General features: G+C 57.9%; 27 protein-coding genes. 14 read left to right on the top strand and 13 right to left on the bottom strand.

Features of this window, described 5'->3' with window-relative positions; genetic code table 11:
• Positions 1 to 214: 214 nt before the first annotated feature.
• Entirely contained in the window at positions 215 to 1,075 is an 861-nt protein-coding gene (locus KGA88_RS28005; protein ID WP_223595789.1) for a CAP domain-containing protein, read from the top strand.
• 388 nt (positions 1,076 to 1,463) lie between these two features.
• The gene (locus KGA88_RS28010) at positions 1,464 to 1,865 is read left to right on the top strand and encodes a GFA family protein (RefSeq protein ID WP_223595791.1); all 402 of its coding nucleotides are present in this window, start codon (positions 1,464 to 1,466) and stop codon (positions 1,863 to 1,865) included.
• Positions 1,866 to 2,128: 263 nt separating this feature from the next.
• On the opposite strand, the gene KGA88_RS28015 is transcribed toward KGA88_RS28010, so the two are convergent.
• Both KGA88_RS28015 and KGA88_RS28020 read right to left on the bottom strand, forming a co-directional pair.
• Positions 2,129 to 2,761, bottom strand: coding sequence for a DUF5074 domain-containing protein (locus tag KGA88_RS28015; protein ID WP_110657954.1), 633 nt, complete (start codon positions 2,759 to 2,761; stop codon positions 2,129 to 2,131).
• 35 nt (positions 2,762 to 2,796) lie between these two features.
• Complete coding sequence (locus KGA88_RS28020) at positions 2,797 to 4,017, bottom strand: helix-turn-helix domain-containing protein (protein ID WP_223595793.1); 1,221 nt, start codon at positions 4,015 to 4,017, stop codon at positions 2,797 to 2,799.
• Between the two features lie 84 nt (positions 4,018 to 4,101).
• On the opposite strand from KGA88_RS28020, the gene KGA88_RS28025 reads away from it, so the two are divergent.
• Positions 4,102 to 4,860 carry a DUF899 domain-containing protein gene (locus KGA88_RS28025; protein ID WP_223595795.1) on the top strand — a complete coding sequence of 253 codons (759 nt, stop codon included), beginning with the start codon at positions 4,102 to 4,104 and terminating at the stop codon, positions 4,858 to 4,860.
• 16 nt (positions 4,861 to 4,876) lie between these two features.
• Here KGA88_RS28025 and KGA88_RS28030 read toward each other — a convergent pair whose 3' ends face one another.
• The 5 genes from KGA88_RS28030 to KGA88_RS28050 form a co-directional block, all read right to left on the bottom strand.
• Positions 4,877 to 5,173: a hypothetical protein gene (locus KGA88_RS28030; protein WP_110657960.1), complete on the bottom strand. Its 297-nt coding sequence runs from the start codon at positions 5,171 to 5,173 to the stop codon at positions 4,877 to 4,879.
• Positions 5,174 to 5,206: 33 nt separating this feature from the next.
• Positions 5,207 to 5,740 (bottom strand): molybdopterin-dependent oxidoreductase, encoded by a 534-nt coding sequence (locus tag KGA88_RS28035; protein ID WP_110657962.1) that lies wholly within the window; start codon positions 5,738 to 5,740, stop codon positions 5,207 to 5,209.
• Between the two features lie 80 nt (positions 5,741 to 5,820).
• Entirely contained in the window at positions 5,821 to 7,185 is a 1,365-nt protein-coding gene (locus KGA88_RS28040) for an OprD family porin (protein WP_223595797.1), read from the bottom strand.
• A gap of 505 nt (positions 7,186 to 7,690) precedes the next feature.
• Entirely contained in the window at positions 7,691 to 8,461 is a 771-nt protein-coding gene (locus KGA88_RS28045; RefSeq protein WP_223595799.1) for an APH(3')-II family aminoglycoside O-phosphotransferase, read from the bottom strand.
• 71 nt (positions 8,462 to 8,532) lie between these two features.
• Positions 8,533 to 9,027, bottom strand: coding sequence for a DUF2938 domain-containing protein (locus KGA88_RS28050; RefSeq protein WP_223595801.1), 495 nt, complete (start codon positions 9,025 to 9,027; stop codon positions 8,533 to 8,535).
• Between the two features lie 81 nt (positions 9,028 to 9,108).
• Between KGA88_RS28050 and KGA88_RS28055 the strand changes: the two genes are divergently transcribed.
• On the top strand, positions 9,109 to 9,543 hold the full coding sequence (locus KGA88_RS28055; RefSeq protein WP_110657972.1) for a helix-turn-helix domain-containing protein: 435 nt from the start codon (positions 9,109 to 9,111) through the stop codon (positions 9,541 to 9,543).
• Between the two features lie 18 nt (positions 9,544 to 9,561).
• Here the strand turns inward: KGA88_RS28055 and KGA88_RS28060 are convergent, their stop codons facing one another.
• Positions 9,562 to 10,176 carry a helix-turn-helix domain-containing protein gene (locus KGA88_RS28060; RefSeq protein ID WP_223595809.1) on the bottom strand — a complete coding sequence of 205 codons (615 nt, stop codon included), beginning with the start codon at positions 10,174 to 10,176 and terminating at the stop codon, positions 9,562 to 9,564.
• Between the two features lie 184 nt (positions 10,177 to 10,360).
• Here KGA88_RS28060 and KGA88_RS28065 point away from each other — a divergent pair, with 184 nt between their 5' ends.
• The 5 genes from KGA88_RS28065 (at position 10,361) to alr (ending at position 15,338) form a co-directional block, all read left to right on the top strand.
• On the top strand, positions 10,361 to 11,497 hold the full coding sequence (locus KGA88_RS28065; protein ID WP_223595812.1) for an NAD(P)/FAD-dependent oxidoreductase: 1,137 nt from the start codon (positions 10,361 to 10,363) through the stop codon (positions 11,495 to 11,497).
• Between the two features lie 27 nt (positions 11,498 to 11,524).
• Positions 11,525 to 11,905, top strand: a complete 381-nt coding sequence (locus KGA88_RS28070) for a RidA family protein (RefSeq protein WP_223595814.1) — start codon at positions 11,525 to 11,527, stop codon at positions 11,903 to 11,905.
• Between the two features lie 95 nt (positions 11,906 to 12,000).
• Positions 12,001 to 13,056, top strand: coding sequence for a hypothetical protein (locus KGA88_RS28075; RefSeq protein WP_223595816.1), 1,056 nt, complete (start codon positions 12,001 to 12,003; stop codon positions 13,054 to 13,056).
• Between the two features lie 276 nt (positions 13,057 to 13,332).
• Positions 13,333 to 13,758, top strand: a complete 426-nt coding sequence (locus KGA88_RS28080; RefSeq protein WP_223595818.1) for a GNAT family N-acetyltransferase — start codon at positions 13,333 to 13,335, stop codon at positions 13,756 to 13,758.
• Positions 13,759 to 14,108: 350 nt separating this feature from the next.
• Positions 14,109 to 15,338: an alanine racemase gene (gene alr, locus KGA88_RS28085; protein WP_223595820.1), complete on the top strand. Its 1,230-nt coding sequence runs from the start codon at positions 14,109 to 14,111 to the stop codon at positions 15,336 to 15,338.
• Positions 15,339 to 15,587: 249 nt separating this feature from the next.
• Here the strand turns inward: alr and KGA88_RS28090 are convergent, their stop codons facing one another.
• The 5 genes from KGA88_RS28090 to KGA88_RS28110 form a co-directional block, all read right to left on the bottom strand.
• Complete coding sequence (locus KGA88_RS28090) at positions 15,588 to 16,355, bottom strand: amino acid ABC transporter ATP-binding protein (RefSeq protein WP_110657976.1); 768 nt, start codon at positions 16,353 to 16,355, stop codon at positions 15,588 to 15,590.
• Entirely contained in the window at positions 16,352 to 17,011 is a 660-nt protein-coding gene (locus tag KGA88_RS28095; RefSeq protein ID WP_223595822.1) for an amino acid ABC transporter permease, read from the bottom strand. The genes KGA88_RS28090 and KGA88_RS28095 overlap by 4 nt, the downstream gene beginning before the upstream one ends.
• Positions 17,012 to 17,021: 10 nt before the next feature.
• Complete coding sequence (locus KGA88_RS28100) at positions 17,022 to 17,669, bottom strand: amino acid ABC transporter permease (RefSeq protein ID WP_223595824.1); 648 nt, start codon at positions 17,667 to 17,669, stop codon at positions 17,022 to 17,024.
• Positions 17,670 to 17,732: 63 nt separating this feature from the next.
• Positions 17,733 to 18,521: an ABC transporter substrate-binding protein gene (locus KGA88_RS28105; RefSeq protein ID WP_223595826.1), complete on the bottom strand. Its 789-nt coding sequence runs from the start codon at positions 18,519 to 18,521 to the stop codon at positions 17,733 to 17,735.
• Between the two features lie 159 nt (positions 18,522 to 18,680).
• The gene (locus tag KGA88_RS28110; RefSeq protein WP_223595828.1) at positions 18,681 to 21,728 is read right to left on the bottom strand and encodes an aminotransferase class III-fold pyridoxal phosphate-dependent enzyme; all 3,048 of its coding nucleotides are present in this window, start codon (positions 21,726 to 21,728) and stop codon (positions 18,681 to 18,683) included.
• A 139-nt stretch (positions 21,729 to 21,867) separates the two neighbouring features.
• On the opposite strand from KGA88_RS28110, the gene KGA88_RS28115 reads away from it, so the two are divergent.
• The 5 genes from KGA88_RS28115 to KGA88_RS28135 all read left to right on the top strand — a co-directional run bounded on the left by KGA88_RS28115 (position 21,868) and on the right by KGA88_RS28135 (position 26,138).
• Positions 21,868 to 22,308: an Lrp/AsnC family transcriptional regulator gene (locus KGA88_RS28115; RefSeq protein ID WP_007975212.1), complete on the top strand. Its 441-nt coding sequence runs from the start codon at positions 21,868 to 21,870 to the stop codon at positions 22,306 to 22,308.
• 409 nt (positions 22,309 to 22,717) lie between these two features.
• Positions 22,718 to 23,545: a DMT family transporter gene (locus KGA88_RS28120; protein WP_223595836.1), complete on the top strand. Its 828-nt coding sequence runs from the start codon at positions 22,718 to 22,720 to the stop codon at positions 23,543 to 23,545.
• A 430-nt stretch (positions 23,546 to 23,975) separates the two neighbouring features.
• On the top strand, positions 23,976 to 24,449 hold the full coding sequence (locus tag KGA88_RS28125; protein WP_223595838.1) for a lytic transglycosylase: 474 nt from the start codon (positions 23,976 to 23,978) through the stop codon (positions 24,447 to 24,449).
• Positions 24,450 to 25,116: 667 nt separating this feature from the next.
• Positions 25,117 to 25,467, top strand: a complete 351-nt coding sequence (locus KGA88_RS28130; protein ID WP_223595840.1) for a hypothetical protein — start codon at positions 25,117 to 25,119, stop codon at positions 25,465 to 25,467.
• Between the two features lie 398 nt (positions 25,468 to 25,865).
• Positions 25,866 to 26,138 carry a DUF2790 domain-containing protein gene (locus KGA88_RS28135; protein WP_110659904.1) on the top strand — a complete coding sequence of 91 codons (273 nt, stop codon included), beginning with the start codon at positions 25,866 to 25,868 and terminating at the stop codon, positions 26,136 to 26,138.
• Positions 26,139 to 26,155 lie beyond the last annotated feature (17 nt).

Genomic DNA, 26,155 nt, shown 5'->3' on the forward strand with positions numbered 1-26,155 from the left:
GCTCGCGAAAGCGGGGTGTCAGGCACCATCGATGTTGAATGTGCCGGCCCCTTCGCGAGCAAGCCCGCTCCCACAGAAGACCTACCCTTCGTCGGACATTTCGCTCCGACAATAAACAGGTTCACGTCCGCCGTGAACCTTGTTCCAGGAAGCCAGTCATACCCCAGCGTTTTTTCCTCTCCTATCGTCGTCATCTCATTCGAGTTGTCCGTCCATGCGCCAAACTGTCGTTGCCTTGCGCTTTTCTTCGCTGTGCCTGTTTTCCCTGCTCCCCGTTTTCGCCAGCCCCGCCCACGCCGATGGGCAACGACAACTGGTCGACGCCATCAACGACTATCGCGCCCATCCGCAAGGCTGCGACCGGCGACCGACGCAACGTTTATCACCCCTGAGGCTGAAATCGAACCTGGCCCTGCCCGTTGGCTACGGCGGTGGGTTGCGGGACCGGTTAAAGGCTTCCGGCTATCAGGCCACCATGGTGCGGTCGATCCGCGTGGTGGGTGCACGGGATGCCGAAGAAGCGTTCGATATGTTCCAGGACGAGCACTGCGCCGCGCTGCTCGACAACCAATACGCCGATATCGGCGTCAGCCGTTCCGGCAGTGAGTGGCAGGTGGTGCTCGCCAAGCCGGTACTCGACGGGCAAACCGGCGATCCACGCAGCGCCGCCCAGGCGTTGCTGGCGCAGGTCAACGCAGCCCGGGGCAAACCGCGCCTGTGCGGTCGCCAGCGTTTCGCCGCCGCGCGACCGCTGTCCTGGAGTTCGGCCTTGGGTTCCGCTGCACAAAGCCACAGCAAGGCCATGGCCTACGGCAACTATTTCGCCCACCAGGACCCCGACGGCGACATGCCCTCCGACCGCGCCAGGGCCGCCGGTTACCGTGGCCGCCAGATCGGTGAAAACATCGCCGCCGGGCAAGGCTCCCCGAGCAAGGCCATGGCCGGCTGGCTCGCCAGCCCCGGGCATTGCGCCAACCTGATGAACCCGATGTTCACCCAGGTCGGTGCCGCGTACGCCGCCAACGCGCGCAGCGACAATGGTGTTTACTGGACAATGCTGTTTGGCGCGCCTTGAGCCGCCGGCCGCCCCCACCTTGCGGGCATTAAAAAGCCCGCTCTGAGCGGGCTTTGTGGGTGAATGTAACAAGTAGGTGGCCGGTGCTGGTCTCCGGCTTACAAGGTTTATCAGGCCTCCCACAAAAGAGTCGTGAAACCGTAATGGAACTCTTCTGCTTCACACGGCATAAGGGCTGGATCCCAGCGCGGGGATCTTTCTAACCGTGTACCCTTCGGAACGCGCCCCACGTCTCCTTGCTATCCTTTTGCGCATCAGTCTGCGTCTTCACCTACAGGATTGAGAATAGCAAAACAGGCGCGATTGCCAACCAGGCTTTTAGACCGATTTCGACCAGCAGAAAACCCGGCAGGAAACAAAAATACTATCGACAAGGAGATGACGTTACATGGATGAGTTTCACCGGGGCAGTTGCCTCTGCGGCACCGTCAAATATGGTTTGTCGAGCGAGCTGAAAGCCGTCACCCATTGCCATTGCGGCCAATGCCGAAAGAGCCATGGGGCTGCGTTTGCGACCTACGCTAGCACACCCGCCTCGGCGCTATCGATCATGACCGGCACTGATTCGCTGATGGCCTATGAATCGTCCAAAGGCGTCACGCGGCGGTTCTGTTGCCGCTGTGGATCTTCACTGTTCTGGACTGACTCGACAGGCGCATTTTCCGACTGGGTTTCGATTGCCCTCGGCACCCTGGATACGCCGCTGCGCCCCCGCAAGCAAAAACATGTGCATGTCGGCTCGAAAGCGGACTGGCACGACATCAGCGATCAGCATCCTCAGACGGACTGAGGCACATTCAACATCCATGGCGCCTGACCCACCGCCATCGCGAGCAAGCCCGCTCCCACAGTTGATTTGCGTCGAATGCGATATCTGCGTACACCCTGAAGAATGTGGGAGCGGGCTTGCTCGCGAAGAGGCCGGCACATTCAACATCCATGGCGCCTGACACACCGTCTTCGCGAGCAAGCCCGCTCCCACAGTTGATTTGCGTCGAATGCGATATCTGCGTACACCCTGAAGAATGTGGGAGCAGGCTCTGCGTCCGTGCTTCACGAAGGCCGGCGCACCACCCTCACCTTGCCGCTACCCCCACCACCGCAGAACAACCGCTCGCCGCCATCGGACTCCAGTCCCGACACGCCGACGCCCTCCGGCATCTTGAGGCTCTCCAGCACTTCACCGGTTTGCGAGTCGATGCGCCGCAGTTCACTCTCGTCGCCCTCCCAGGTGCCATGCCACAGCGAGCCTTGCACCCAGGTCACGCCGGTGACGTAGCGGTTGGATTCGATGGTGCGCAGGATCTTGCCCGTCTCGGGGTCGATCTGGTGGATCTTGCGTTCGCGGTACTGGCCCACCCACAACGTCCCTTCGGCCCAGGTCAGCCCCGAATCGGTGCCTGCGCCAGGCGCAGGAATCGTCGAGAGGATGCGGCCGCTGCGCGGGTCGATCTTGTGGATGCGGTCTTCGGCGATCTGGAACAGGTGCTCGCCATCGAACGCGGTGCCCGCATGGGCGGCGACATCGATGGAGCTCAGCACCTTGCCGCTTTCCGGGTCCAGGGCGTTGATTTTGTCGTTGCAGGCGAACCAGACCTTTTCGCCGTCCCAGGTCACGCCGCACACATGGTCGACATCGGCAAACGGGCCATATTCACGAATGACTTCAGCAGTTGCGTGTTTCATTCCGGCATTCCTCATTGGGGTTGGTGGCGTTCATCCTAGCCACCGGGCAGCGGCGCCGGGAGTAACAAGGTCGTCGCGAAACCCGGCACGGGCGGTGTCATCCAGCGCCGTGCGCGGCCACGGCCAAACCACTGCACCTTGCCCTGCTCCGCCAGTGTATCGAGCGCCCGTTGCACCGTGCGCTGGCTGGTGCCCAGCGCCAATGCCAGGGCGGAACTCGACCACGACTCACCATCGGCGAGGCAGGCAAAGACCGAGGCAAATTTTTCCTCGACCGGTTGCGCCAATGTCACCACATCGGTACACACCGGCGATTGCAGCGCATAACCGCGAGCTGTCGCGGTGATGCCGGCCAAGGGCCTGAGCGCTTGACGCAGCCTTCCGATTTCCACGCGAAGCCGGGCGCGATGGGATTCATCCGCGAGCTTCAAGCGGAACGCCCGGGCGATCAGCGTTTCCCGCGCAACATCGGCGGGCCACGCTTCGGCCAATGCGCGGGCCAGCAGGAACAGGATCGGCCGCGTCGCGAGCGACACCGACATGCCACAGCCACGCACGGCGTAGCGGCAGGCATCCACCACCAGCGACGTTGAGCTGAGCAAGGCTTCAACTTCCTCGAGCAACAGCGGCCGTGCTTCCCCTTGGGCAATCAGGCGTGCCGCGGGGGCATCGAGCAGTTGCGCAGCGTGTTCGACCTCGGCCATCAACGCGGCAATTCCCGTTTGACCGGCTGCCTGCCGGGCCCTGGTCAACGCATCCCGTGCCGCGCTCGATTGCAGGCGTCGAATGGCGATCCCCGCCAGCACCAGCTCATGGGTTGCGCGCAACGCCGGCGGCAACGCGCCGGGGTCGAGTCCGGCCAGTAACTGCTGCGCTTCATCGAGTTGACCGATCAGCAGCAAGCGGCGGATTTGCAGATACCGCGCATGGGCGGCATTGACCCGGTCACCGTGTTGCTCAAGGGTGACCCGCGCCGTTTCGAGCGCCTTGACCGGCCAGCCGAGCTCCCGCGAAGCCAGGGCGATTTCGGCCTCGGCCACCACACAGCGCGCCCGGGCCAGCACTTCTTTGGGCGCGAAAGCTCGTTGCGCGCGCTTGAGCAGCGCCCGGGCCCGCACCAGGTCGCCCAGTTGCGCCATGGCGATACCGCGCAGGGCCAGCGCCGGCGCATCGTCACGCAAGGCCACGCGGTCCATTGCGCCGAGCGGATTGCCCGCCGCCAGCGCCTGGGCGGCTGCCGTGATCATCGAGTCCATCGAAATCCCGCCACGCTTGTCACTCCCCTCATTCGATACCCGGGTTTAGTCTAATTCACGACCTTTCACCAGGAGCGTACAGCGATGAACACGCACAAAACCGCGACCCGTGACCAATGGCTGACGGCACGCCTGCAACTGCTCGAAGCGGAAAAGGCCCTGACCCGACGCAGCGATGAAGTGGCCAGGCAACGCCAGGCATTGCCGTGGGTTCGCCTCGACAAGACGTACCGTTTCGAGACCGACAACGGCAGCGCAACCCTGGCCGAGCTCTTTCAGGGGCGCTCGCAATTGCTGGTCTACCACTTCATGTTCGGCCCCGACTACACCGCCGGCTGCCCGTCCTGCTCAGCCATTGCCGATGGCTTCGACCCCTTGGTCATCCACCTGGCCAACCACGACGTGACCCTGATGGCGATCTCCCGCGCGCCCTTGGTAAAACTGCAGGCCTACAAGCGCCGGATGGGCTGGACTTTCCCCTGGGCCTCGGCCGCCGATAGCGACTTCACCGCCGACTTCAACGTCTACTTCACCGAAACCCAGCAGCGTGAAGGGCTGGTCGAATACAACTACCAGCGCGGCGGACATGCCATGGACGCCAGTCAGATCCCGGAACCGGTGAAACAGTTCGCCGCGACCTGTGGCACCGACGCGCCGACCTACTCCCGCGACCGGCCGGGGTTGAGCTCCTTTGTGTTGGAGGACGGCGCGATCTATCACACCTATTCCACCTACGCGCGGGGCCTTGACGGGTTGTGGAGCATGTACCAGTGGCTCGACCGCGCGCCCAGGGGACGCAATGAAACGGGGCCCTGGTGGCGCCGGCATGATGAGTACCAGTGAGCGCCGGCGGTGCCGGTCACTGAGCGCCGATGAAGACATCCGCCAGTTTGTCCACCAGTGCTGGCTTGGTCTGCAAGACCCAGCGCCGGGTCGCCCTTTCCTGCCATTCCTCGGCACGATCGAGGGTGTAGCGCGGCACAAAGTCACCGAGGAACCGACCCAGGTTGTGCAGCGTGACTTCATGCCCGGCGTCGGCCATTTGCTCGAGCAAGTCCCTCAGGGCCACTTCTAATTCGGGCGGCCACTGTTCGCCGCCCAACACCTGTTCGACCGAAGGGTGTCGATCACAACCAAGCGAATTGCAGACAGGCATCGGCATTTTCCTCGGTGTTGCGTTGTGTGTGAGTCAGCCAAAGATGCTGCACAGTTCAATGCTGCGCAACCACTTCACCTGACGAGCCCCGGAGTGGCGATCGCTACCCGAGACCAATGAAAGGTGTTCGCCAGGCTCCGTCTGCCCGTGCGCATGCTGTCGATACACCACCAACACCGCATCGCCCACGTCGGTATTGATCAATTCGTTCCAGCTGAACAACGCGACATAACCGTCACTGGCCCGCGCCACCACATAGGCGCGTTTCCAGCCCTTGGGGTCATCACTCTGCAACCCGGCCTTGAGCACAATTTCCCGCAGCAACACGCCGCGATAGCCCTTTTTCCGGGCTTTTTGCGCATTGCCTTCGCAGGTGTTGCTGGTCAGCGTCACCCAGTCATAGCCCGGCATGGCTTGCAGGTCGGCCACGCTCAAGCGCAGCGGGTTCTGTACTTGCCCGACCACCTCGAGTGTCTGTTCCGCCACATCGATGGTTGCGCCGGGCAGCAGCACGGGTTTGGCGCTGGGGCGAACAAGGCTTTGCACAGTCGAAAAAATGGAACGCATGGCGATGCTCCTGTCGTGGTTGACCAATCACCTGCAGGTCCCGGAGCGCGCATCGCCCGCCCGGGACCGCTACGCCGTGCTTAAAGCAGCGGCAGGCTGTAGCTGAGGATCAGGCGGTTTTCATCCAGGTCACTGCTGGCATTGCCACGCAAGCTGGCGTTGCGCCAGGAAATGCCCAGCCCCTTGAGTGGACCGCTTTGCAGCGCGTAATCGATACGCAGGTCGCGCTCCCATTCCTTGCGATCACCCGCGGCGGAATCGATGTTGTCGCCACTCAGATAAGTGACCACGGTCTTGAGCCCCGGCACGCCCAGCGCGACGAAGTCATAGCCGTACTCGGCCAGCCAGGTGCGCTCGCCGGCGCTGAGGAACTTGCCGATCTGCCGGTCCGTGATCAGGTACGCCGTGGCGCCGTCGCCCTGGTTGACGAACGGGAACGCGCTGTCGCCGGACACTTGCTGGTAGCCCGCGCTGAAGGCATGGCCGCTCAGGCTGTAGGTGAACAGCGCGCTCCAGGTGTTATTGTCCACCTCACCGGCGTGGGTGTCCCCCGCGCTCCAGAAGCCGCTGCTTTTGTAGCCCTGGGCACGTCCGGCCGCGTTGCCGTTCTTGCCATCGGCGCTGCTGTTGAAATAGCGCAGATCAGTCTTCAACGCGCCGGGGCCGATGGCCAGGGTGTGGATCAGGCCGAGGAAGTGCTGCTTATAGAAATCTTCGAGACTGCCGTAGTAGTACTGGGCGGTCAGGTCCTTGCTGATCTTGTAGTCGCCGCCGGCGAAGACAAAGTTGTCCGAGTCGGCCAGCGGCGTGCTGGCCGGAGTGCGGGCGGGACGTGTCGCGCCGGCGATGCGCAGATCGATATCGTCGGTGGAACTGCGGGTCTTGGTGCTTTGCAGTTGGCCGGCGGTGAGGGTCAGGCCGTCGATCTCGCTGGAGGTGATCTGCCCGCCTTCGAAGGTTTGCGGCAGCAGGCGACCGTCGTTGAAGTTGATCACCGGCAGCTTGGGCTGCAGGGTGCCCAGCCGCGCCTCGGTCTTGGAGATGCGCACCTTGCCGGTCACGCCGCCCTTGGAATATTCATCGACCGCGTGGCCGTCGCTGTCCGTGGGAAACAGCGCCCCCGGCGTACGGTCGATACCAGCCTTGCCCACGCGACCGCCGCTGTCCAGTTTCAGCCCGGTCATGGCGATGGCGTCCAGGCCAAAGCCGACGGTGCCCTGGGTGAATCCGGAGATCACGTTGAGTTGCAGCCCCTGCCCCCACTCCTTGGCCTGGCTGGCGTAGGCGGCATTGCCCACCTTGTCCTGGCTTTCGCGGTTGTCCGAATTGAAATAGAAATTGCGCAGGCTCAGCGAGGCCTTGCTGTCATCGATAAAACCGGCGGCGATGGCCTGGTGGGTCAAGCCACCCAGGGTGATGGCCAGGGCCAGGGGTTGCAGCTTCATTGTGTTTACTCCGGTACGGGGCTCTTGTTTTTTTGGTGTCCATGGACCTGATTCCCTCGAGACCTGACGTTTTCGCCTATCGCTATATATTTTTGTATATAGCGATAGGCGAAATTTACCGCTTGCAGGTCTGCAAGCGCCGTCGGTGCTACGTGATTGAGGCTAGGAAAAGGTTGAAACAGGTCTGGCGGCCTGCATCTTTCTAGAAGTTGACTTTTAAGTCAATAAATTTAACAAAAGTGAATGGAGCGTTTGATCACGCTTGCCGTAGGCGTTCAGCAGAAAGTAAAACAGAGTCACCAGAAATAAAGTGCGGTGGTTGCAGCGAGGGATTCGGTGTCACAACAGGCTCCGCCAGGTACTTAACACCCTCGGGCTGTTCAACCCGCACTTCACCTACCTTCAGGGTCTGGTGTTCGGTGAAGAGGCCGTCCGGGCAACGCTCCACGATACCCGTGCCCGATTGTCACTGGAGCCGGTGTTCAGCAATCTCATTTGCAGCTCATCAGTAGAACTCGTCTAGCAAACAGTAAAACGCTATACGTTGCTGATCTGGCTCCACACCATAGGCGCGAAAAAATGGCGCTACCCATGCCTGTCCAAGGTTGCGCTCTATGCTTCGGACAGTCAGTGCAAGATCTTGATAGATGTCACTGATGCCTAGCCGGCCGCAGTCGATATAGCCGGTAAAGTGACTTCCTTCGACCATGAAATTTGGCAGGCAGGCATCGCCATGGGTGACCGCAAGATCATATGTTTGAGGGAGCGTCGACAACATCTCTGCGAAAACATCCTCAGCGGTCCGACCCAGCCGCTCATCGTCAAAGTCTGCCTCGTCAACGAGCCCGGCCCTCACTCGACGCCTGGCGGTTGCAATGCGCTGCTCCAAGGAGTGATCAAAGGGACATGTCGCAATTGGTACCTGGTGCAGAGTACGTAGCGCCATCGCCAGGATGCTGACAACTTGGGGTGGAGACAAATCGTTGGCACTGGCCAGATCATGCCCGGGGACGGCACTCATGAGTAACCAATGGCGATTGTTTTCTGTCGTAGCATCAAGAACGGTTGGCCCAGGCAGGTCAAGCCGATTCATCCAGCGAAGACGCTCAATCTCCTCCGGCAGTTCACTGTGTGCACCAATGGGCTCGGACTTCACGAACAGGTGTTCGACGTTGATGCAGCGGATGCGAGAAACCTCGGCGCCTGACTCTCCGATAGCTTGTCGTTCTATAGGCGCCCCACTGAATGTTTGGGACCATTGGGTAGGAATATTCATGCTCTCACTTACTCAAGTGTTGGCGGATTGACTGCCAGTCGGTTGCATGACACGCAAGACTTAAACCCTGCTCACGTCGAAGCCAAGGCAATCACCACCGCGCACAGGTAGAGGCCAATTCCAAAGACGCTATGACTTATCACACTGCGCACGCAGTTCCTGGCTGGCGTGGGCGTCCGAGAGAATGCAAATCCTGCCCCCATGGCGGGCTGTATAACGAAAAGAGGAACTGCAACTGTCGCGAAGCCCACAGCGATTGCTGGCAGGAAGGTGGGTTCCTGCAGCCAGGCAACACCTTGAATGCACACCAGTAACACCGCGAAAGCAATGCCCGTGACGTAGTGTGCCACCCAACCCAGGGCCACCTCACCTCGCACCGGCATCGCTTGTCCAATGCTGGCATGAGCGAATGTACCTTGGCACACATGACCTACCCAGCGCCCTACGAAGGCGAAATTCAGCGCTGGAACGCCTAGGGCCTTCAGAAGAAACATCCACAAATCCATGACGACAGTAGCGCCGACCCCCAGCAGAAAAACCTGTGCAACCTCTTCCGGCAATGCCATACAGACCTCTTGTTCATGGACCAATTTATCTTGCGAATGCATGATAGAAGTTGAAGTCAACTTCAAGTCAATGGGCTGAAAATGGATATCACTGAGGTCGTCAAACGCACGGGAATTCCTGCCCACACATTGCGTTTCTACGAGAAGAAAGGCTTGATCGCGTCGGTCAGCCCGCGCGGGGCTCGACGCCAGTTTGCGCCGGCCGTGGTTGAGCAGTTGGCTGTTATCGCACTCGGACAGGCAGGTGGTCTCTCGCTGGATGAGATACATGCCATGCTCTCCCCGAGTGGCAAGGCCGTTGTTGATAGAGACGTGCTTTTGGCCAAGGCCGATGAGATTGATGCGACCGTCAAGCAACTACAGGCGATGAGTCGGGGATTGCGGCATGCGGCCGAATGTCCAGCCCCTAGCCACGCAGAATGCCCGAGATTTCATAGGTTACTCAAGGTCGCGGCGGCTGGCGCCTTTAAACGTGGCAGGCATTCGGCGCCATTCCCTTCGGCCGTTCGGTCTTGAGCACTCCGTACACGCGCATCAGTGCTCCGACATCACCACCATCACTTCAGCATCGGCGCCATCCTCGCCTTCAGCCAGATAAATATGACCGATCGAGCTGTTGAAATAGGCTGTTTCGCGACAGCCGATGCTGATGGATTCACCCGTTTCGAATTGAATCCGCACACGACCTGAAAGGACCACGGCGAACTCTTGTCCGGGGTGACGGATGTAGTCTTCGAACTGGTTCAGTTCACGCGCACAGATCCGCGCGTACATGGGCGTCATGCTGCGCCCGGGGAAATCCCCCGCCATCGGGTGATATTCATAATTGCCCGTGCTGTAGCTCGCCGCACTGTCGATGGCGGTGCTGACTACCGTGGGCTGTACTTCGCTGACGCCCGCCTTGGCCGGGCTGAACAGCTGGGAAATGTCCACACTCAGGGCACGAGCAGCGGCCGCGAGTTTTTCGTAACTCACCGACACTTGCGCCAGCTCCATCTTCGACAAGGTCGACAGCGCCACGCCCGAACGCTCGGACAGTTGTTTCAGCGTCAACTTCTGGTTTTTGCGGAGGACACGCAGGCGCGCGCCGACCTGGGCGCGATCTATCAAGGGATGGTCCGTGGGACACGAGACTCGATCGGAACTCATGCAGACTTCTCTGTCGTACGAAAAACGGTGCCTGGGGCTGAGCCAGGGCAAGGGCTGGAAATAATACCTCAAGGCAATGGGTTGACTGCGGAATTCTCATATCTTACATTTCTCGTATCTGAGAATTATAAAAATAAGGGGAAAACTAATTTTCCCCATCCCCAGAGACAGGAGTGATTTCGGTATGCAGGACAGCGAGTGTTTCGATTTCGCCATCATCGGCGGCGGTATTGCGGGGGCCTCCCTGGCCTATCGCTTGGCCGGGCAAGCCAGCGTTGTGGTGCTCGAGCGTGAGAGCCAGCCGGGTTATCACGCCACCGGACGCTCCGCCGCGATGTTCATGGAAAGCTATGGCACACCGCAGATCCAGGCATTGACCCGTGCCAGCCGGGACTTCTATGAGCAACCGCCAACCGACTTCACCGAACATGCGCTGCTGGAGCCTCGCGGCTGTCTGTACGTCGCCGGTGAGGGGCAACAATCCCTGCTGCGACAAACCTTCGATACCGGCCTGGCACAAGCTGGCAATGTTTCATTGATTGATACCGAGCAGGCCCTCGCGATGGTGCCCTGCCTGCGCCCGGAGGCGATTGTCGGGGCGATGCTCGAAACTGACGCCCGCGACCTGGACGTCCACGCACTGCACCAAGGTTTTTTGCGGGCCATGCGCCGAGCCGGTGGCGTGCTGCAGTGCGATGCGCAACTGAGCGTCGCCACCCGCGAAGGTCGACACTGGCAGCTGACACTGGCCGACGGCCGCCAGTTGCGCGCGCGCAATCTGGTGAACGCCGCAGGTGCCTGGGCCGACCAGGTGGCGCAGCAATGCGGGGTGAAGCCCATTGGGATGCAACCCTGCCGACGCACCGCCTTTACCTTCGACGGCCCTGAGGGCATGGACTTTTCACGCTGGCCGGCGGTGATCGGCATCGACGAAAGTTTTTACTTCAAACCGGACGCTGGCCAACTGCTTGGCTCACCGGCCAACGCCGATCCCGTCCCGCCACAGGACGTGATGCCCGAAGAGCTGGACATCGCCACCGGGATCTACCACATCGAAGCCGCCACCTCCTTGACCATCCGCCGCCCACGCCACAGCTGGGCCGGCCTGCGCTCGTTCGTCGCCGACGGTGATCTGGTGGTCGGCTGGGACGATCACCGGGAAGGCTTCTTCTGGCTGGCGGCACAGGGTGGTTATGGCATTCAGTCCGCAGCCGGCGTATCGCAACTGGCCTGTGCCCAATTGCTCGATCAACCCCTACCCGAAACACTGCGCCGCCAAGGCGTCGAGCCACAACGCCTGGCACCTGGTCGTTTGCGCTGATCATCCCCCCCAATGAGGTTGCAAACCATGTCTGACAATTTTCAGCGTTACCCCAGCCACCTGCCCTATCCGTTCTCCAAGGCCATTCGGGTCGGCGACTTTCTATTCCTTTCAGGGCAAGTCCCGATGAACCCTCTGGGCGAGGTGGTGCTCGGTGATATCCGCGAGCAAACCGAGGCCGCGATGGCCCGCATCGGCGAGACCCTGGCCGAATGCGGCGTGGGTTTTGACCAGGTGGTGAAGGCCACGGTATGGCTGACGGACATGCAACATTTCGCCGGTTTCAACGAGGTGTACAAGCGCCACTTCGAGAATGGTTTCCCGGTGCGCTCCACCGTCGGCGGCGCCCAGTTGGCGCTGGGGGTCGATGTGGAGATCGAAGTCCAGGCCTGGGTCGGCGCCCGCTGATCCACCCAGCTGTTTGCCAGTGCGATGCCCCGGGACGGCCATGAACAGTGGTCGTCCCCATAAGCCATAACAAAAACAATTCGAGGGAAATCGTCATGAAAGAAAGTCTGAAAATAGCCGGTGCATTTGTCGGTGTGATCGTCGGTGCAGGATTCGCCTCCGGTCGGGAACTGCAGATGATGTTCGTGGATTTTGGCGTATGGGGACTGCTCGGGGCGGTGGTCAGCGCCGCGCTCTTCACCTTTCTCGGGATGGCATTGGCGGGTATGGGTAGCCGCCTGCGGGCAAAGTCCCACAAGGACGTCGTCTATGCACTGTGCGGACGCTACCTGGGCACCTTTGTCGACCTGATGATCACCTTCTTCATGTTTGCGGTGACCGTGGTCATGTTGGCCGGCGGCGGCGCCTTGCTGGAACAACAGTTCGGCATCCCCGCCCTGTTCGGCAGCGTGGCGGTGACCTTGATCGTGGTTGCCATCGTGTGCCTGGATGTGCAGAAGGTCATTGGCATGATCGGCGCCGTCACTCCGCTGTTGATCCTGACGGCGGTAGCGGTAGCCCTTTATGGCGTCGCTACCCGGGGCTTGAGTTTCGGTGAACTCAATCAACTGGCCAGCCAGCAAGACGCTGGCGCGAGCCATTGGTTGCTGGGAGCGTTGTTGTACGTGTCTTACAACATCGTGGCCGGGGTGCCGTTTCTGGCGATCATGGGCGGCGCCGCAAAATCCGAGAAGCAAGCCATCTGGGGTGGCATCTTCGGTGGCGCATTGCTGGGGCTGCTGATGCTGGTGATGAGCCTCGGATTGCTGTCACGCCTGGACAGCGTGGCGGATTTGCCAATGCCCATGCTGTCCATCGCCACGGAGGTTTCGCCGGTCCTCGGCCTGCTGATGGCGGTGATCATTTTCCTGATGATCGTCAACACGGCCGTCGGTACCCTGTATTCCTTTTCGGCCCGGCTACTGCCGGCAGGCACTCGCAAATTCCGCATCGGCTCAGCGGCCGCTGGCGCACTGGCTTTCGTCGGCAGCCTGGTCGGGTTTGTCAACCTGGTGGGCCAGGTCTATCCACTCTTTGGCTACCTGGGCTTTTTGCTGATTGGCGCAGTGGTCGTTGGCTGGTTACGCGTAGGACGCCTGGCCCAGGCTTAAATAGTCGATAGTGGCGCGCTGAGTAAAAAAACGATCAATGCGACCGTGGCTATCAAAGGTATCGGCAGGCCGTACGGGGCGATACTCATCGCCAGCGGCGCAATCAGACTGTCAACGCCCAGAGCAAACCAGCACTGGCGTTGGCGGTCACAGATCCCGCCCCAAATATTGTTGATCGATCAGAATCAGTGCCAGGCAGATCTGCAGATGGAGCACCGTTGCGCGGAGCACGCGTATGGCACAATGTTTTCTTCCTGACTCAATCGCTGAGGCCTCATGATCCGCGACTTTCGAAACGTTGACCTAGAGCCCGTATTGGACATTTGGCTACGAGCGTCAATCCAGGCGCATCACTTCATAGCCCCCGAATTCTGGCGTAGCCAGCTTGATGCTATGCGTGAAATCTACCTACCCGGCGCCATGTCCCGAGTATTTGAGGCAGACGGGACGGTAGTAGGATTCTGCTCTGTATATGGAGACACACTTGCGGCGCTATTCGTATCGCCTGAGCGTCAGGGGGACGGTATCGGTTCGCAGCTTCTCGCGGACGCCATGGCATCCAGGTCAACTCTACAGCTGACTGTGTATTCGGCGAATGCGCCTGGTATCCATCTCTATGAGAACCAGGGCTTTGTAGTTCTCAATGAACAACTGGACGCGCACACTGGCCACCTTGAGAAGGTGATGCGCTGGGTCGCCTGATCTGACTAATGTAGCTATACGACAGGTCGCGCCAGCTTCAGCGTAAGCGTCCGCCCAACTGACCTTGCGTTGTTAAGGGCCCGTGATTCTCGATGGGAAGACGGACAAGGAGCAATCAACAGCTGGCGCAAACCCGGCGGGTACTCCGTACCAGTCTCCGGATGTTTTCTTAGTGGGTAGCCATCCTCGTAACACACATTCCTGATGCCATCGCTTAGCGCCAAGGTGAGCGCGAACAAATTCCTTACATGTTTCTACATCTTCGAACGCGGCGTACAACGGCAACTTACATCGCCTTCCAATAATCGGCATCGGAATAATAAAAAGACCGATTACATGGAGAGTTTCAAATGCCCTTTACTCGTACTGTTCTAGCGTTGTCCCTCGGCCTGTTTTTTTTGCAGAGCCAGGCTCAGGCGGCGCCGCCGCTGTCGCTTACTAATGGCAACTCCGAGCTGACTGCGCAAATCAGTAATGCCTGGATTGAAATCAACAAGACCGCGTTAGAGCACAATATCCGAGCCCTGCAAGCGGAGCTCGCCGGCAAGTCGAAACTCTGTGCGGTACTAAAAGCCGACGCTTATGGTCATGGTATCGGGTTGGTGATGCCTTCGGTGATCGCGCTCGGTGTACCGTGTGTGGCGGTCGCCAGTAACGAAGAGGCGCGAGTGGTTCGCGAAAGCGGCTTTAAAGGTCAGTTAATCCGTGTTCGCACCGCTTCCTTGGGGGAGCTGGAAAATGCTCTGCAGTACAACATCGAGGAACTGGTTGGCAACCTCGATTTCGCCCGCCAGGCGGCCGATCTTGCACATAAACACGGTCGCAAACTGCAGGTGCACATCGGCCTCAACTCAAGCGGCATGAGCCGTAACGGCGTGGAAATGGCCACCGAACAGGGCAAGAAAGACGCCGTGGCAATCACAAAGGTACCGAATCTGGAAGTGGTCGCAATCATGACCCACTTCGCGGTGGAGGATAAGGACGACGTACGCAAGGGCCTGGCAACCTTCAATGAACAAGCGGCTTGGCTGATGGACGTGGCCCAGCTCGATCGCAAGAAAATCACCCTGCACGCGGCCAACTCCTTCGCCACCCTGGAAGTACCCGAATCGCGCCTGGACATGGTGCGCACGGGCGGCGCGTTGTTTGGCGATACCGTCATTTCGCGCACTGAATATCGGCGCGTGATGCAATTCAAGTCGCATGTGGCCTCGGTCAATAACTATCCCGCTGGAAACACTGTGGGTTACGACCGCACCTTCACCCTGACACGTGATTCGAAACTCGCCAACATCACGGTCGGTTACTCCGATGGGTATCGCCGCGTGTTCACCAATAAAGGCGTGGTATTGATCAATGGACATCGCGTGCCGGTGGTGGGCAAGGTTTCGATGAACACCGTGATGGTCGATGTCTCGGATGCACCCGACGTCAAGGCAGGTGATGAAGTAGTGCTGTTCGGCAAGCAAGGCGCAAACGAAGTCAGCCAGGCTGAAGTCGAAGAGATCAACGGTGCGCTTCTGGCCGACCTCTACACCGTCTGGGGCAGTGCCAACCCGAAAATACTGGTCGAGAAGTAATCCCACCACCATTGTAAATTACCGGGCACGCTCATTCGTGCACCGTTTTGCCAAGCGCGCAAAAGCTCAAATGCATGGCAGGGACCGACAGGAGAGAGGTCGCATTCTCTTGTCGGAAGGTGACCATTATGTTTTTTTCCGCGCTGACTCAACGTATCGCCGATGTCGGCGCAGTCGCCTGAGATATTCACTACTGCGCCATGGTGTTTGATCACGCCCGCCCCCGGCGCTCGGAAGCGAAAGCGCACCTTATCTATCGTGCAGATGCTTCTTCAAGAACGACCGGGTTCGTTCGTGGACAGGGTTTTGCAGGATCTCTTCGGGTGCCCCCTCCTCGACCACCACCCCGCCGTCCATGAAGACAATCCGGTCTGCCACTTCGCCAGCAAAACGCATTTCATGAGTGACGATCAACATCGTCATATGCTCCGCAGCGAGTTGCTTCATGACCAGGTTGACCTCTTCGACGAGCTCCGGGTCCAGTGCCGATGTCGCTTCATCGAACAGCATGACTTTCGGCTGCATCGCCAGGGCCCTGGCTATGGCCACCCGCTGTTTCTGCCCGCCCGACAGGCGAGAAGGATATTCGTCAAACTTGCTGGCCAGGCCAACTTTTGACAAGTATTCCATTGCCAATTCACGAGACGCTTTTTTGCCGAGCCCCTTGAGCTTTACCGGGCCAAGGGCAATGTTTTCATACACGGTCAGGTGCGGAAACAGGTTGAAGTGCTGGAATACCATGCCCATCTGCTGCCGCACGGCATTGATGTGCTGTTCGAACGCACGACCTTTCAATGGCCGGTTGACTTGCTCGCCCTCCAGCCAGATCTCGCCGTCGTCGAGCACTTCCAGGTGATTGATCGAGCGCAGGAGCGTGCTCTTGCCAGAACCGCTCGGGCCGATGATGGCGATGATTTGTCCGCGAGAGATGGAAAGATCGATGCCCTTGAGTACTTCAAGTGCTCCGTAAGCCTTGCGGGCGCCCTTCACTTCAACCATGAATTGCTTGCTGCTCATCGTGACATCTCTACCTTGTTTTCGAGAAGATGCAGGCCGCCTTCCAGAACAAGATTGGCTGCATAGTAAATAACCGCAACAGTCAGATAAAACTCGAACGGACTATAGGTTTCGCTCACGGCAAGTTGCGCGCTGTACACCAACTCGGCAATACCGATGATGGAAACCAGGGAGGTGTCCTTCAACAGGACAATCAGGTTGTTTCCCAGTGGCGCAATAGTCCTGCGCAGCGCCTGCGGCACGATGATGTAACGCTGGGTCTGTCCACGGCTGAGGCCAATGGAGCGCGCACCTTCGATCTGCCCCGGGTCTACCGACACCACGCCGGCACGAATGACGTCGGCGTTGTAGACGGCAAAGTGCAAACTAAGACCAATGATGCCAGCCACCAGCGCGGGAATATCGATGCCTACTTGCACAAGACCATAATAAATCACGTACAACTGCAGAAGCAGTGGCGTGCCCATCAGCAACCAGGTCATGAAACGCACGGGCAGCGCCAACACCTTGGGCGCATAAAGAACAATGAGTGCAAAGGCTATCCCGGCCATCAAACTCAACAGGCTGGAACTTACAAACATCACGACCGTCCACCAAAGACCGGTCGCAAGCAGCTCGGAATAAGGTGTAACTATACTAAGATCCAGGCTTTGCATAGGAATGCTCTCACCTTGCCGCGAAGCGATTATCGAGATAGTCGACAATAAATCTGACCGAGTAGACCATCACGATGTAAAGCAATGCAGACACCATGAAAATCTCAAAAGGCTTGTACGTTGAACTGATAAAGCGTTGCGCTGTATATGAAAGTTCAACCACAGAGATCGTCGACACCAATGCAGAACCTTTGATAAGAGCGACAGCGTTCACTCCCAGCGGTCTTATCATCAGTTTTGCAGCTTGTGGCAGCGTGATGAACAATAAGGTTTGACCCCGCCCGAAACCAATTGAACGTGCCGCTTCTTCCTGGCCAGGGTCAACGTTGATGATAGCGCCCCGAATGGACTCGGCCATGTAGGCGGCGATATTCAGGCCCAGGCCGATGACGCCTGCCGCAAACGGCTCCAGCTCAAGTCCGATCTGCGGCCCGCCAAAGTAAATGATGAACAGCTGAACCAGGCAGGGAGTGCCGCGAAAAACGCTGATGTAGAGTCTTGCAAGGCATCGAAAGGCGAGAACCGTGGACAACCGGCCAGCCACCAGCACGATGGCGACCAGAAACCCAAGCACAAGAGCAAGCACAGAGATCTGCACCGTAATCCAGGCCGCCTCCAGGAAAAACGGGAATGTGCGTTGTATGAGAGTCAGATCCATGAGCACGCTCGGAAAAGTCTGATTGGCTGGCTCGACGGTAAGTCGAGCCATGCTAAATACGCATTAGCGGATATCGTTGCCAATCCACTTCATCGAGATCTTTTCGTAGGTGCCATCGGCGAGCATGTCTTCAAGTGCCTTCTGCATCGTCGCCTTGAGTTCAGGGTTGTTCTTGCGCAGGGCAATGCCCATTCCCTCAAGAGCACCGTCGCTGTCCGGTGGCGTAATGATGCGAACCTTCTGCCCGGTTTCCTTGACGGCGACCAGCACCGGAACACTGTCCATCACAATCGCGTCGATACGCCCAGCCTCCAGATCGACCAGCATTTCCGGAAGCCCCTTGTAGGTTCTGACCTTCAGGTTGCCGCGGGCCCTCGCCCATTTATCGTGCGCGTCGCCGAGGGTCACGCCGACAGACACATCCTTGAGATCATCGAGGCTTTTGATCGAAGAATCTTCCTTCACGACGATCGTGCGGCCGGCATGGTAATAGGGCCCGACGAAATCCACGGCCTTCTGCCGTTCCGGGGTAATGGTCATGGAAGCGATGATGGCGTCATATTTTTTCGCCAGAAGACCGGCAATGATCCCGTCGAATGGCGTGGTGATGATCTTCACTTTTACTCCCATCCGCTCAGCCAATGCCTCGCTGATGGAAGCATCGAATCCGACAATCTGGTTCTGCTCGTTGGCAAAGCTGAAGGGCGAGTATTGACCGCTCATCGCGATGCGGATTTCCTGGGAATCCTGGATCGACTTCAAATCATCAGCGTGAACAGCCGAGGTGGAAAGTAGCGCCGCTGCCGCCACGGTAGAAGCGACAATCAAACCCTTGAGCTTTTTGGTTAGCATTGGATGGCACCTTGGAAGAATTGTTTTTTATTTTCTTGGAGTTATTCAGCCGGCCTTCATGAAAAGTCTTGCATAGGCACTTTTGGAAAGCACCCGGCAAGGTGTCAGCCTGCCTGACACATTGCCGGAGTTGGCCGACACTATGCCGGGCCCGTTAAGTCAGCGGAGTGCGGCCTTGAAGCTTTCGTCCAGGACCTCGAGCAGAAAGTCAGCATTTGCCTGACTGAAAATCATCGATGGGCGCATCTTCAGGACATTGTCATGGGGACCTTCAGTACCGATCAAAATGCCCCGCTCCCTGGCACCATCGGCTACTTGTTTGGCCAACTGCGTGGCTGGAACTTTGGTCTTGCGATCCGTGACAAGTTCTATCCCGAGGAAAAGACCCTGCCCGCGCACATCGCCTATTGCCTCGTAACGCTGCTGCAACTTGCGAAAGCCGTCGAGCAGATAGTTGCCAATGGTCAGTGCGTTGAGTTTCAAGTTATCGCGCTCGATCACATCGAGCACCGAGAGCCCTACCGCACATGAAACCGGGCTGCCGGAAAAGGTATTGAAGTACTCCATGCCATTGTTGAAGCTGTCGGCAATTTCCCGCGTGGTCACCACTGCCGACATGGGATGGCCGTTGCCGATGGGCTTGCCCATGGACACTGCATCGGGCACCACCCCCTGGGTTTCAAAAGCCCACCAGTGGCTGCCTACACGACCAAAGCCGACCTGGACTTCGTCAGCCAGGCAAAGACCGCCCTCGGCACGGACCATTGCATAGACTTCTTTCAAGTAGTTTTCCGGGAAGAACAGTTGCCCGGCGACACTGGGAATGGACTCCGCCAGGAAGAACGCCGGCGCCCTGCCCTGCTTGCGCATGAGCTCGATCTGATCCGCCACGCTCTCGGCGTAACGCTTGCCAAGTTCCTCGAACGCCCAGTGATCCACACCCCGGTAGGCATCCGGGACCGCCGCCTCGAACACATGGTCTGCGCGCCCTTTACCGGCTTTACGCTTGTATTTGTAGGGGCTCAGGTCGATCAGTTCCTGTGTCGTGCCGTGGTAAGCCCAATCCAGCACGATCGCATCGTTACGCCCGGTGTGATTGCGCGCCATGCGCAGCATCAGGCTGTTGGCTTCACTTCCCGAACAACCGAAGGAAGCCACCGTCAGACCTTCAGGCAAAGTGGCGGTGAGCCGCTCTGCATACTCGACGATATTGTCGTGCAGGTAGCGAGTGTTGGTGTTCAGGCGTGCAGACTGCCGCGAAAGCGCTTGCACCACGTCCGGGTGAGAGTGGCCGAGATGGCAGACGTTATTGAAGCAGTCCAGATACGCCCGGCCAAAGTTATCGATCAACCAGACCCCGTCACCGCGAACGAACTTGATCGGGTCCGAATAAGAGATCGACAGGTTTGGCAGCAACAGCTCCTTGCGCTTGGCGACAAGCTCGGCCTTGGTGCGTCCGTCCTGGCTGTAGGTTTCCGCAGGAATCCCCGCGAGCGTCGATGCATCGGGGAACAGGTCCGCCCATACCTCAAGATAAGCCCGCTCACCCACGCCGATGAACTCGCCCGCTTTCAACCCGGTGTCGGTGGACATCTGAAAATGCACATGGGGGATCCACCCGCCATTTTCCGTATCCGCCCCCATGTATCCCACAAGCGCGCCAGCCTCCAGGCGGTCACCGGGCTTGAGCCGCGCCAGGGCTTCATGGGCCATGTGCCCCCACAGCGTGAGGAATGGCGGGCAACCTTCAGGCGAGTGCTTGAGCATGATCAAGCCGCCATAACCCAGCGGCTCATGCTCGACCTCGACGCTCTGCACCACACCGGCAACCGGCGTATAGAGCGGCGTTCCGGCGGGCATGATCAAGTCGACACCGACGTGAATGATCCGCCGCTGCCCTTCGATGAACCGCGACTCAAACGCCGTGTCGGTGTAGATGGTCCGTTCCTCGCCCCATGGCCCGATGCCGAGCGGCACCTTGTGCTCGGCGGAAAAATCACTCCACCACTGGGTTGCCTGCGCTGGACGCTGCTCGGCTGAAGCGATGGTCATCACATGCGAAGCGTCGCCGAACGGGGCAATGGCCTTGTTCATGGTCGCCGCCGATGGACGCACGATATCGGCGAAGGACTTGCTGTTTTCCGCCACCCAGCGGCGCACCGCACCCGCGCCTTCGATCGCGTCGAAACCACAGGCCTTGCGCAGGATCGCCGTCGCCAGCCGCGGGTTCATGCGATCCATCCTTTCCAGCAGTCGCCAGGCCGGCGCTTCGCTGATGCCAAGGTAGGGATTGTCTTGCGTGCGGTCGCAGCGCGAGGCCGACAAGGTGACACTGGTGACCAGGCGCATCGCAATGAGATTGAAGAGGACGTCAAGCTCCTCCGGCTGCAGAGGGTACTTGTCATGGAAACCGGCAGTGAGGGCGGCGGCCGCGCCGATCGGGTCTTCCATGTCGAGAATGGAATAGGCGCAGGTAATGGCGACTTCGGCAATCAGGATCGTATGGACCGCATCGCCAAAATCGATGACGCCCGAGACGCTCTGGTGATTGTGCGAGTCGACGAGGATGTTCCAGTCATTGCCGTCATTGTGAATGACTTGCGCACGCAGACGCGAAAGCTTCGGCTGGACGCTTTGTTCGAAGTTCTCAATGAAGCGTTCCAGGATGGCCCTTCTGCCAGGATCTGTGACGAAGTGCAGGCGCGATCGCGAACGTGCGGCGTGACGCAAATCCCAGTCGAGATCACGCACCGCGCCCGGATGAATGAAGCCCTGAAGTGCACGGTCGATCTCACCGAACGATTGGCCAAGGCTGCGCATCAATTCGAACGTACGCTCGACCTCGGCCAGCGGCGTTCCGTGCAACCAGCTCACCAGGCGCACCGCATGGGTTTCGCCGGTGTGCGCTACGGCCGAGGCCAGGTATTCACCGGCAAGGCTTTTCTTCAGAAAAGGCACGGTAAGCTCGGGGTTGTGAGTGGCGAGATGACTGAGAATGGCCGTCTGAAACTCGCTTTCAACGCGCGGCTCGGTCGAGTTGACGACCTTCAGAATCCATCCCGCATCGGTTCCGGTGTTCAACCGGTAGTTGCGGTCGCGCTCGCCATCCAGCGGCGTGGCCGTACCAATAACGTTGAAAAGCTGCTCACTGAGTTTTTCGGCATCCCCGGTCGAGAACTGGGGGGCAGGATGCGAGAGATTTGTCATGGTAGTTGTTTTCCAGGCCATTTTTTTCAGATAGCTTGGCACGCAACGCCCGGGACGGCAGTAGGTATACGGTCGGCTTGCGCCTGCATATTGCCGGAATCGACCGGCACAATTTCGGCAGCAAAATTAGGGAGTTCTGATGCGCGACCTGGACACGAAAGACCGCGAAATTCTCGAAATTCTTTCCAAGGAAGCCCGCATTGCCTTGAAGGCTCTGGCAGCGAGAATCGGGCTTTCAAGAAGCGCGACCAGCGAACGGGTCATCAACCTTGAACGCAATGGCGTGATCCGGGGCTACCGCGCGGACATCGGTGAAATCGACGCCAACGTGATTCGCGCCATCCTGCTGGTCTGCCTCAAGCGCACGCCTGCAATGGGCCTGCTCGACCTGCTTGCGCAAAACTCGCAGGTCCGCCGCGTGTCCTCGGTCAGTGGCCAGCTCGACCTGGTCATCGAGATCGAATCGCGAACCATCGATGACCTGAACCGGGTCAGAGACGCCGTCGCCAGTCACGATTATGTTGAGGACATTACTACCGCTGTTGTTCTGCGGCGCGATATTGATCGGCAGAGTTCCTGATTTGTTTGGGGGAGAAATTGCACTGCATTTGATCAGGCGTTTGCGTTCGACTTGATCAGTCATTTGCATTCGTTCTGACCACCCATTGCATCGGATTTGACCCGCTTGCTTCGTGGGCATGAGCGGCAGAGAACGGCTGAAGCGGTCGTTCGACTGATCAGACAAGGTGGTAAGGCTGGCGTCTTTTCCAGCGACAGGGACGAACGCATGACAGAGGTCTACCAGGGAAGCAGCCTTTGCATATCGATCATGTTATGCGCTACTTATTACGCTAAACCAGTGAGTCATAGTTCTGGACGTTCGCCCCGAAACGATTCAAAAAAGGATATCGATGAGGGATGAGCAATTACTCTTCAAGTGATGCGAGGACTTCGCTTTAGTCGAGGCACCCAATTGCTTAGGATGGCGCATGCCCTATCACATTATCTTGCTCGTACTTTTTGCAGCGCTCTTGCATGCCAGCTGGAATGCCGCATTGCGCGGTGGCGCCGACAGACTTTGGTCGATGACGATCATGTGCGTGGCGGTAGCCATTGCCAGCATCGCGATAGCCTTGTTTTTGGAAGCTCCGGCCCAAGCCAGCTGGTTCTACGCAGCGCTTTCAGCGGTGCTGCACGTTGGCTACAACTTGTTCCTGGTGCGCAGCTATAAGGTTGGAGACCTTGGGCAAACTTACCCTATATCTCGGGGCTCCTCGCCTATCCTGATTACCCTCGCGGCTTCGGTTTTTGCCGGAGAAACGGTTGGGCCAGTCGCGATGATCGGCATTTTACTGGTGTCAGGCGGAATCATTTCGCTGGCCTTTAGAGGGCGCAAGCTTGCCGTTCCCAGTCTGCCTTACGCCCTGGGAACCGGTTGTTTCATAGCGGCTTATAGCGTGACGGATGGCATTGGCGTCCGCCTGTCCGGCGCGCCGATGGCATACACGGTATGGATGTGCGCCTTGTGGGGCATCTTGATGCCTTTGGTGTATGTCGGCGTGCGCGACGCGAAGAGTTTATTTACCTTCCGACCGGGGTTCATGTCGGCCTTCGTTGGAGGTCTGGTCTCACTTCTGGCCTATGGCATCGTCATCTACGCCATGTCCGCCGCGCCCATGGGAGCGGTGTCGGCATTGCGCGAAACCAGCGTGTTGTTCGCGGCATTGATCGGATATTTCTTCTTGGGCGAAACACTGACTGCCCGAAAGATATTGGCATGCGCGGTGATTGCTGTCGGGACGATCATCATTGGCTGACGGCAGGGGCGCAAAGCCGAGGTCAGCTATGGGCTCGGTTACAGCCCTTCGCGATAGGCAACTACCGGCCAGGAGCGGACGGTGGACACAGTGATGTCAAATTGGTAGCGTCACCGATGCTGCTTTCGAATCTAGAAGGCCGTAGGGCTTGCCGTCATCCATGTCACATTTCTCCCTGAGCAATGTCGCGTTTGCCGCGACCACCTCTGAGACAAATACGGCTGGAGCGTAAACGAATTACCATCGAAGCATCCGGTGAATGGGAGAATCGCAAGTTTTCCTAAAGGTGATGAATTGGCAGGGCAGACGTTGCTTGGTCAGCACTATCTTGAGATTTCTGATCAGGTGCGACCAATTCTGCAATCAGTTATCCAGTACTGCTGATCGAGCGGGCATGCTAATTCGATATGTTAATGGGTGGTATTTATTTATGAGTCGTCAAATTTATTTTTGCAAATCATGGTTTAGAGCGAAGAAGAAGCCGACAGAAGTTTGGTCTAAAGAGCAGGCTGAGCTTGCTCATGCCAACAAGAAACCTTATACGGTATTAGTTGGCTCTGTCAGTCAGCCATACTGTTTTCTCGATATTTCTGACAAGGTAATAGGTATAGGATTTCTTGATGAGAATTTGCGTGTATCGCTGACGTACGCTTTTCAGGAGGTTGAGTCTGAAATGTTATTTTTAACTATGGCGATACACCGGGAGTTCGATGGCGAGTCAGACAAAGTTATTAGTGGCGTTTCATATTTATTTGACCGCAACGGGGGAGTTATTATCAGGAAAGAGTCGTTCAATCCTCATAAGCTTGAAATTGCGAACTCTCATACCGATGTTTCGTCAAATTATTCTCGAGCACCGTCATTTGGCGACTACGATGAGTTGATTCGAGTAGAGCGCGGCTAATTTGTTTAGCTGCCTCTTAACATCGCTAGAGAGTTTCTTGCTTCAAAATGGTGTAAAGCTAAAGGTTAATCACCAATTGACACGAAGATTGGATATGTGATTTTTTATCCAAAGGTTGATAGGCCGCTGCATGAGCTTCCGCGGGAAGAGGTTCGTAGTCCTAGCCACCGAGTTGCGAGAACGGAGTCTATGATATGTGCGAATGCGTGAACATGCCTGGCCGAATGGATGGCAGCAAAGTGGAAGAGCTAAGTAACCTTGCCCCATTTGTTGAAGAAATAAGCACCGATTTTAAGAAATGGGAAACGGCATTTAAGTGCAGGCATTGTGGTCAAAAATGGTTGGAGCGTTATGAATCACATGGCCATGCGAATGTTCCAACTGTGGAGAAGGTTCCTTAATTTCTAAGCGGCAGGGGCTATCTCAACTCGCCGATCCGCGTTGAAAAGCCCAGCCATTTCGCTGATCCTTTAGGCTTTGAATTAGTTTGCGGCAAAAACAAACTGCAACTTTAGATACCCACCGTCCGCTCTTTGCCGTGAGTTGCCCTCCGCGAAGGGCAGTTTTGGGTTGCAAGCAAGCTGTCTTGACGGCGAGTAACTCTCTGAATGCTTTCGGCTACTATACCTTTTGGCCGCTGGGCTCCATTCAAGCTTCGGGATATTACATGGAAACTGTCGACGCAAACCGCCTGAAGATCTGGCAAGCACTTTCAAATTTTTTTCTCGACACCGAGATCACCGACTCGACTTTTGACTATGTCGCTCGCGTAGTCTTGGATACAGGCTATTCGCCCCAAGAAATTCACAACATCCTATGGGGTGAGGTTTTCCCGGTACTTGAGGGAAACCTCAAATCCATTGCTGGCGAATGGGCGGGATGGACAGATGAATGGCTGTTAGAGCGTCTGTCGGTATGCGAAGCCTCTACGAACAAATTGGGTGACAGCGGCATTGTTAAAGAAATCAGTAGATGCTGGGGGCAAGTGGCAGTCCGGCTTCCGTCGGCGTACGCCTGAGACCCGATTTCGATCCATCGCCCTCGATGGCTTCTGGCTCGTATCGACCATTTTCAGTCGTTAGCGAACGTCTGCAATGGGTCGTTCTCTTCCCGGTATTGCCATGGAGCATCCTGGTCAAATCCGATGCAAATGACAGGTCAAGTCAAATGCAAATGGGTAGGCAAGTCTGTGAAATTACCTACCTCGGGGAAGAAGACTCAAGACCGCCCCCCCCACCAAAGCCCCCCTCGATTCATGATCAATCCGGCAACAGTGTTTATCTCGCCAACCGATTTTTACACCCCCGCCAAACACCTAACATTGGCTCTACCCAAGTGAGCAAAGCCAAACAGGGCCATCCACTCACACGGGAAAAATCGTTCACGGAATAACGCTCCAACCACGAGGTAAAGATCATGAAACTGCTAAAAATCGCACTCTTGCTTACACTTGCCGCCACCGGCACCCAGGCCTTTGCAGACGACAGCCACTCGACTGCCGCAAGCACTCAGGGACCGGTTGAAACCTACACATATGGCACGAAACTGGATATCAAACGCGTCATCGAAGTCTCGGAAATCGCCAATGAATGCGGACCGGTTCCGGCGCGCATGACCTACGAAGATTCCCAGGGTCAACGCCGCACCATCGAGTATCAAGTGATGGGCAGCGGTTGCTCGAACGGGTGAGCACTGTACGGGCGCTG

This window comes from Pseudomonas sp. A-R-19, assembly GCF_019956575.1.
In the GTDB taxonomy this organism is placed as follows: domain Bacteria; phylum Pseudomonadota; class Gammaproteobacteria; order Pseudomonadales; family Pseudomonadaceae; genus Aquipseudomonas.

Coding starts and splice junctions, on each gene's coding strand:
- KGA88_RS28065 (WP_223595812.1), top strand. CDS start 10,361: ATGCAGGACAGCGAGTGTTTCGATTTCGCCATCATCGGCGGCGGTATT.
- KGA88_RS28010 (WP_223595791.1), top strand. CDS start 1,464: ATGGATGAGTTTCACCGGGGCAGTTGCCTCTGCGGCACCGTCAAATAT.
- KGA88_RS28115 (WP_007975212.1), top strand. CDS start 21,868: ATGCGCGACCTGGACACGAAAGACCGCGAAATTCTCGAAATTCTTTCC.
- KGA88_RS28125 (WP_223595838.1), top strand. CDS start 23,976: ATGAGTCGTCAAATTTATTTTTGCAAATCATGGTTTAGAGCGAAGAAG.
- KGA88_RS28075 (WP_223595816.1), top strand. CDS start 12,001: ATGAAAGAAAGTCTGAAAATAGCCGGTGCATTTGTCGGTGTGATCGTC.
- KGA88_RS28080 (WP_223595818.1), top strand. CDS start 13,333: ATGATCCGCGACTTTCGAAACGTTGACCTAGAGCCCGTATTGGACATT.
- KGA88_RS28070 (WP_223595814.1), top strand. CDS start 11,525: ATGTCTGACAATTTTCAGCGTTACCCCAGCCACCTGCCCTATCCGTTC.
- KGA88_RS28015 (WP_110657954.1), bottom strand. CDS start 2,761: ATGAAACACGCAACTGCTGAAGTCATTCGTGAATATGGCCCGTTTGCC.
- KGA88_RS28020 (WP_223595793.1), bottom strand. CDS start 4,017: ATGGACTCGATGATCACGGCAGCCGCCCAGGCGCTGGCGGCGGGCAAT.
- KGA88_RS28110 (WP_223595828.1), bottom strand. CDS start 21,728: ATGACAAATCTCTCGCATCCTGCCCCCCAGTTCTCGACCGGGGATGCC.
- KGA88_RS28090 (WP_110657976.1), bottom strand. CDS start 16,355: ATGAGCAGCAAGCAATTCATGGTTGAAGTGAAGGGCGCCCGCAAGGCT.
- KGA88_RS28135 (WP_110659904.1), top strand. CDS start 25,866: ATGAAACTGCTAAAAATCGCACTCTTGCTTACACTTGCCGCCACCGGC.
- KGA88_RS28045 (WP_223595799.1), bottom strand. CDS start 8,461: ATGAATATTCCTACCCAATGGTCCCAAACATTCAGTGGGGCGCCTATA.
- KGA88_RS28005 (WP_223595789.1), top strand. CDS start 215: ATGCGCCAAACTGTCGTTGCCTTGCGCTTTTCTTCGCTGTGCCTGTTT.
- KGA88_RS28100 (WP_223595824.1), bottom strand. CDS start 17,669: ATGGATCTGACTCTCATACAACGCACATTCCCGTTTTTCCTGGAGGCG.
- KGA88_RS28095 (WP_223595822.1), bottom strand. CDS start 17,011: ATGCAAAGCCTGGATCTTAGTATAGTTACACCTTATTCCGAGCTGCTT.
- KGA88_RS28040 (WP_223595797.1), bottom strand. CDS start 7,185: ATGAAGCTGCAACCCCTGGCCCTGGCCATCACCCTGGGTGGCTTGACC.
- KGA88_RS28025 (WP_223595795.1), top strand. CDS start 4,102: ATGAACACGCACAAAACCGCGACCCGTGACCAATGGCTGACGGCACGC.
- alr (WP_223595820.1), top strand. CDS start 14,109: ATGCCCTTTACTCGTACTGTTCTAGCGTTGTCCCTCGGCCTGTTTTTT.
- KGA88_RS28105 (WP_223595826.1), bottom strand. CDS start 18,521: ATGCTAACCAAAAAGCTCAAGGGTTTGATTGTCGCTTCTACCGTGGCG.
- KGA88_RS28060 (WP_223595809.1), bottom strand. CDS start 10,176: ATGAGTTCCGATCGAGTCTCGTGTCCCACGGACCATCCCTTGATAGAT.
- KGA88_RS28050 (WP_223595801.1), bottom strand. CDS start 9,027: ATGGCATTGCCGGAAGAGGTTGCACAGGTTTTTCTGCTGGGGGTCGGC.
- KGA88_RS28030 (WP_110657960.1), bottom strand. CDS start 5,173: ATGCCTGTCTGCAATTCGCTTGGTTGTGATCGACACCCTTCGGTCGAA.
- KGA88_RS28120 (WP_223595836.1), top strand. CDS start 22,718: ATGCCCTATCACATTATCTTGCTCGTACTTTTTGCAGCGCTCTTGCAT.
- KGA88_RS28035 (WP_110657962.1), bottom strand. CDS start 5,740: ATGCGTTCCATTTTTTCGACTGTGCAAAGCCTTGTTCGCCCCAGCGCC.
- KGA88_RS28055 (WP_110657972.1), top strand. CDS start 9,109: ATGGATATCACTGAGGTCGTCAAACGCACGGGAATTCCTGCCCACACA.
- KGA88_RS28130 (WP_223595840.1), top strand. CDS start 25,117: ATGGAAACTGTCGACGCAAACCGCCTGAAGATCTGGCAAGCACTTTCA.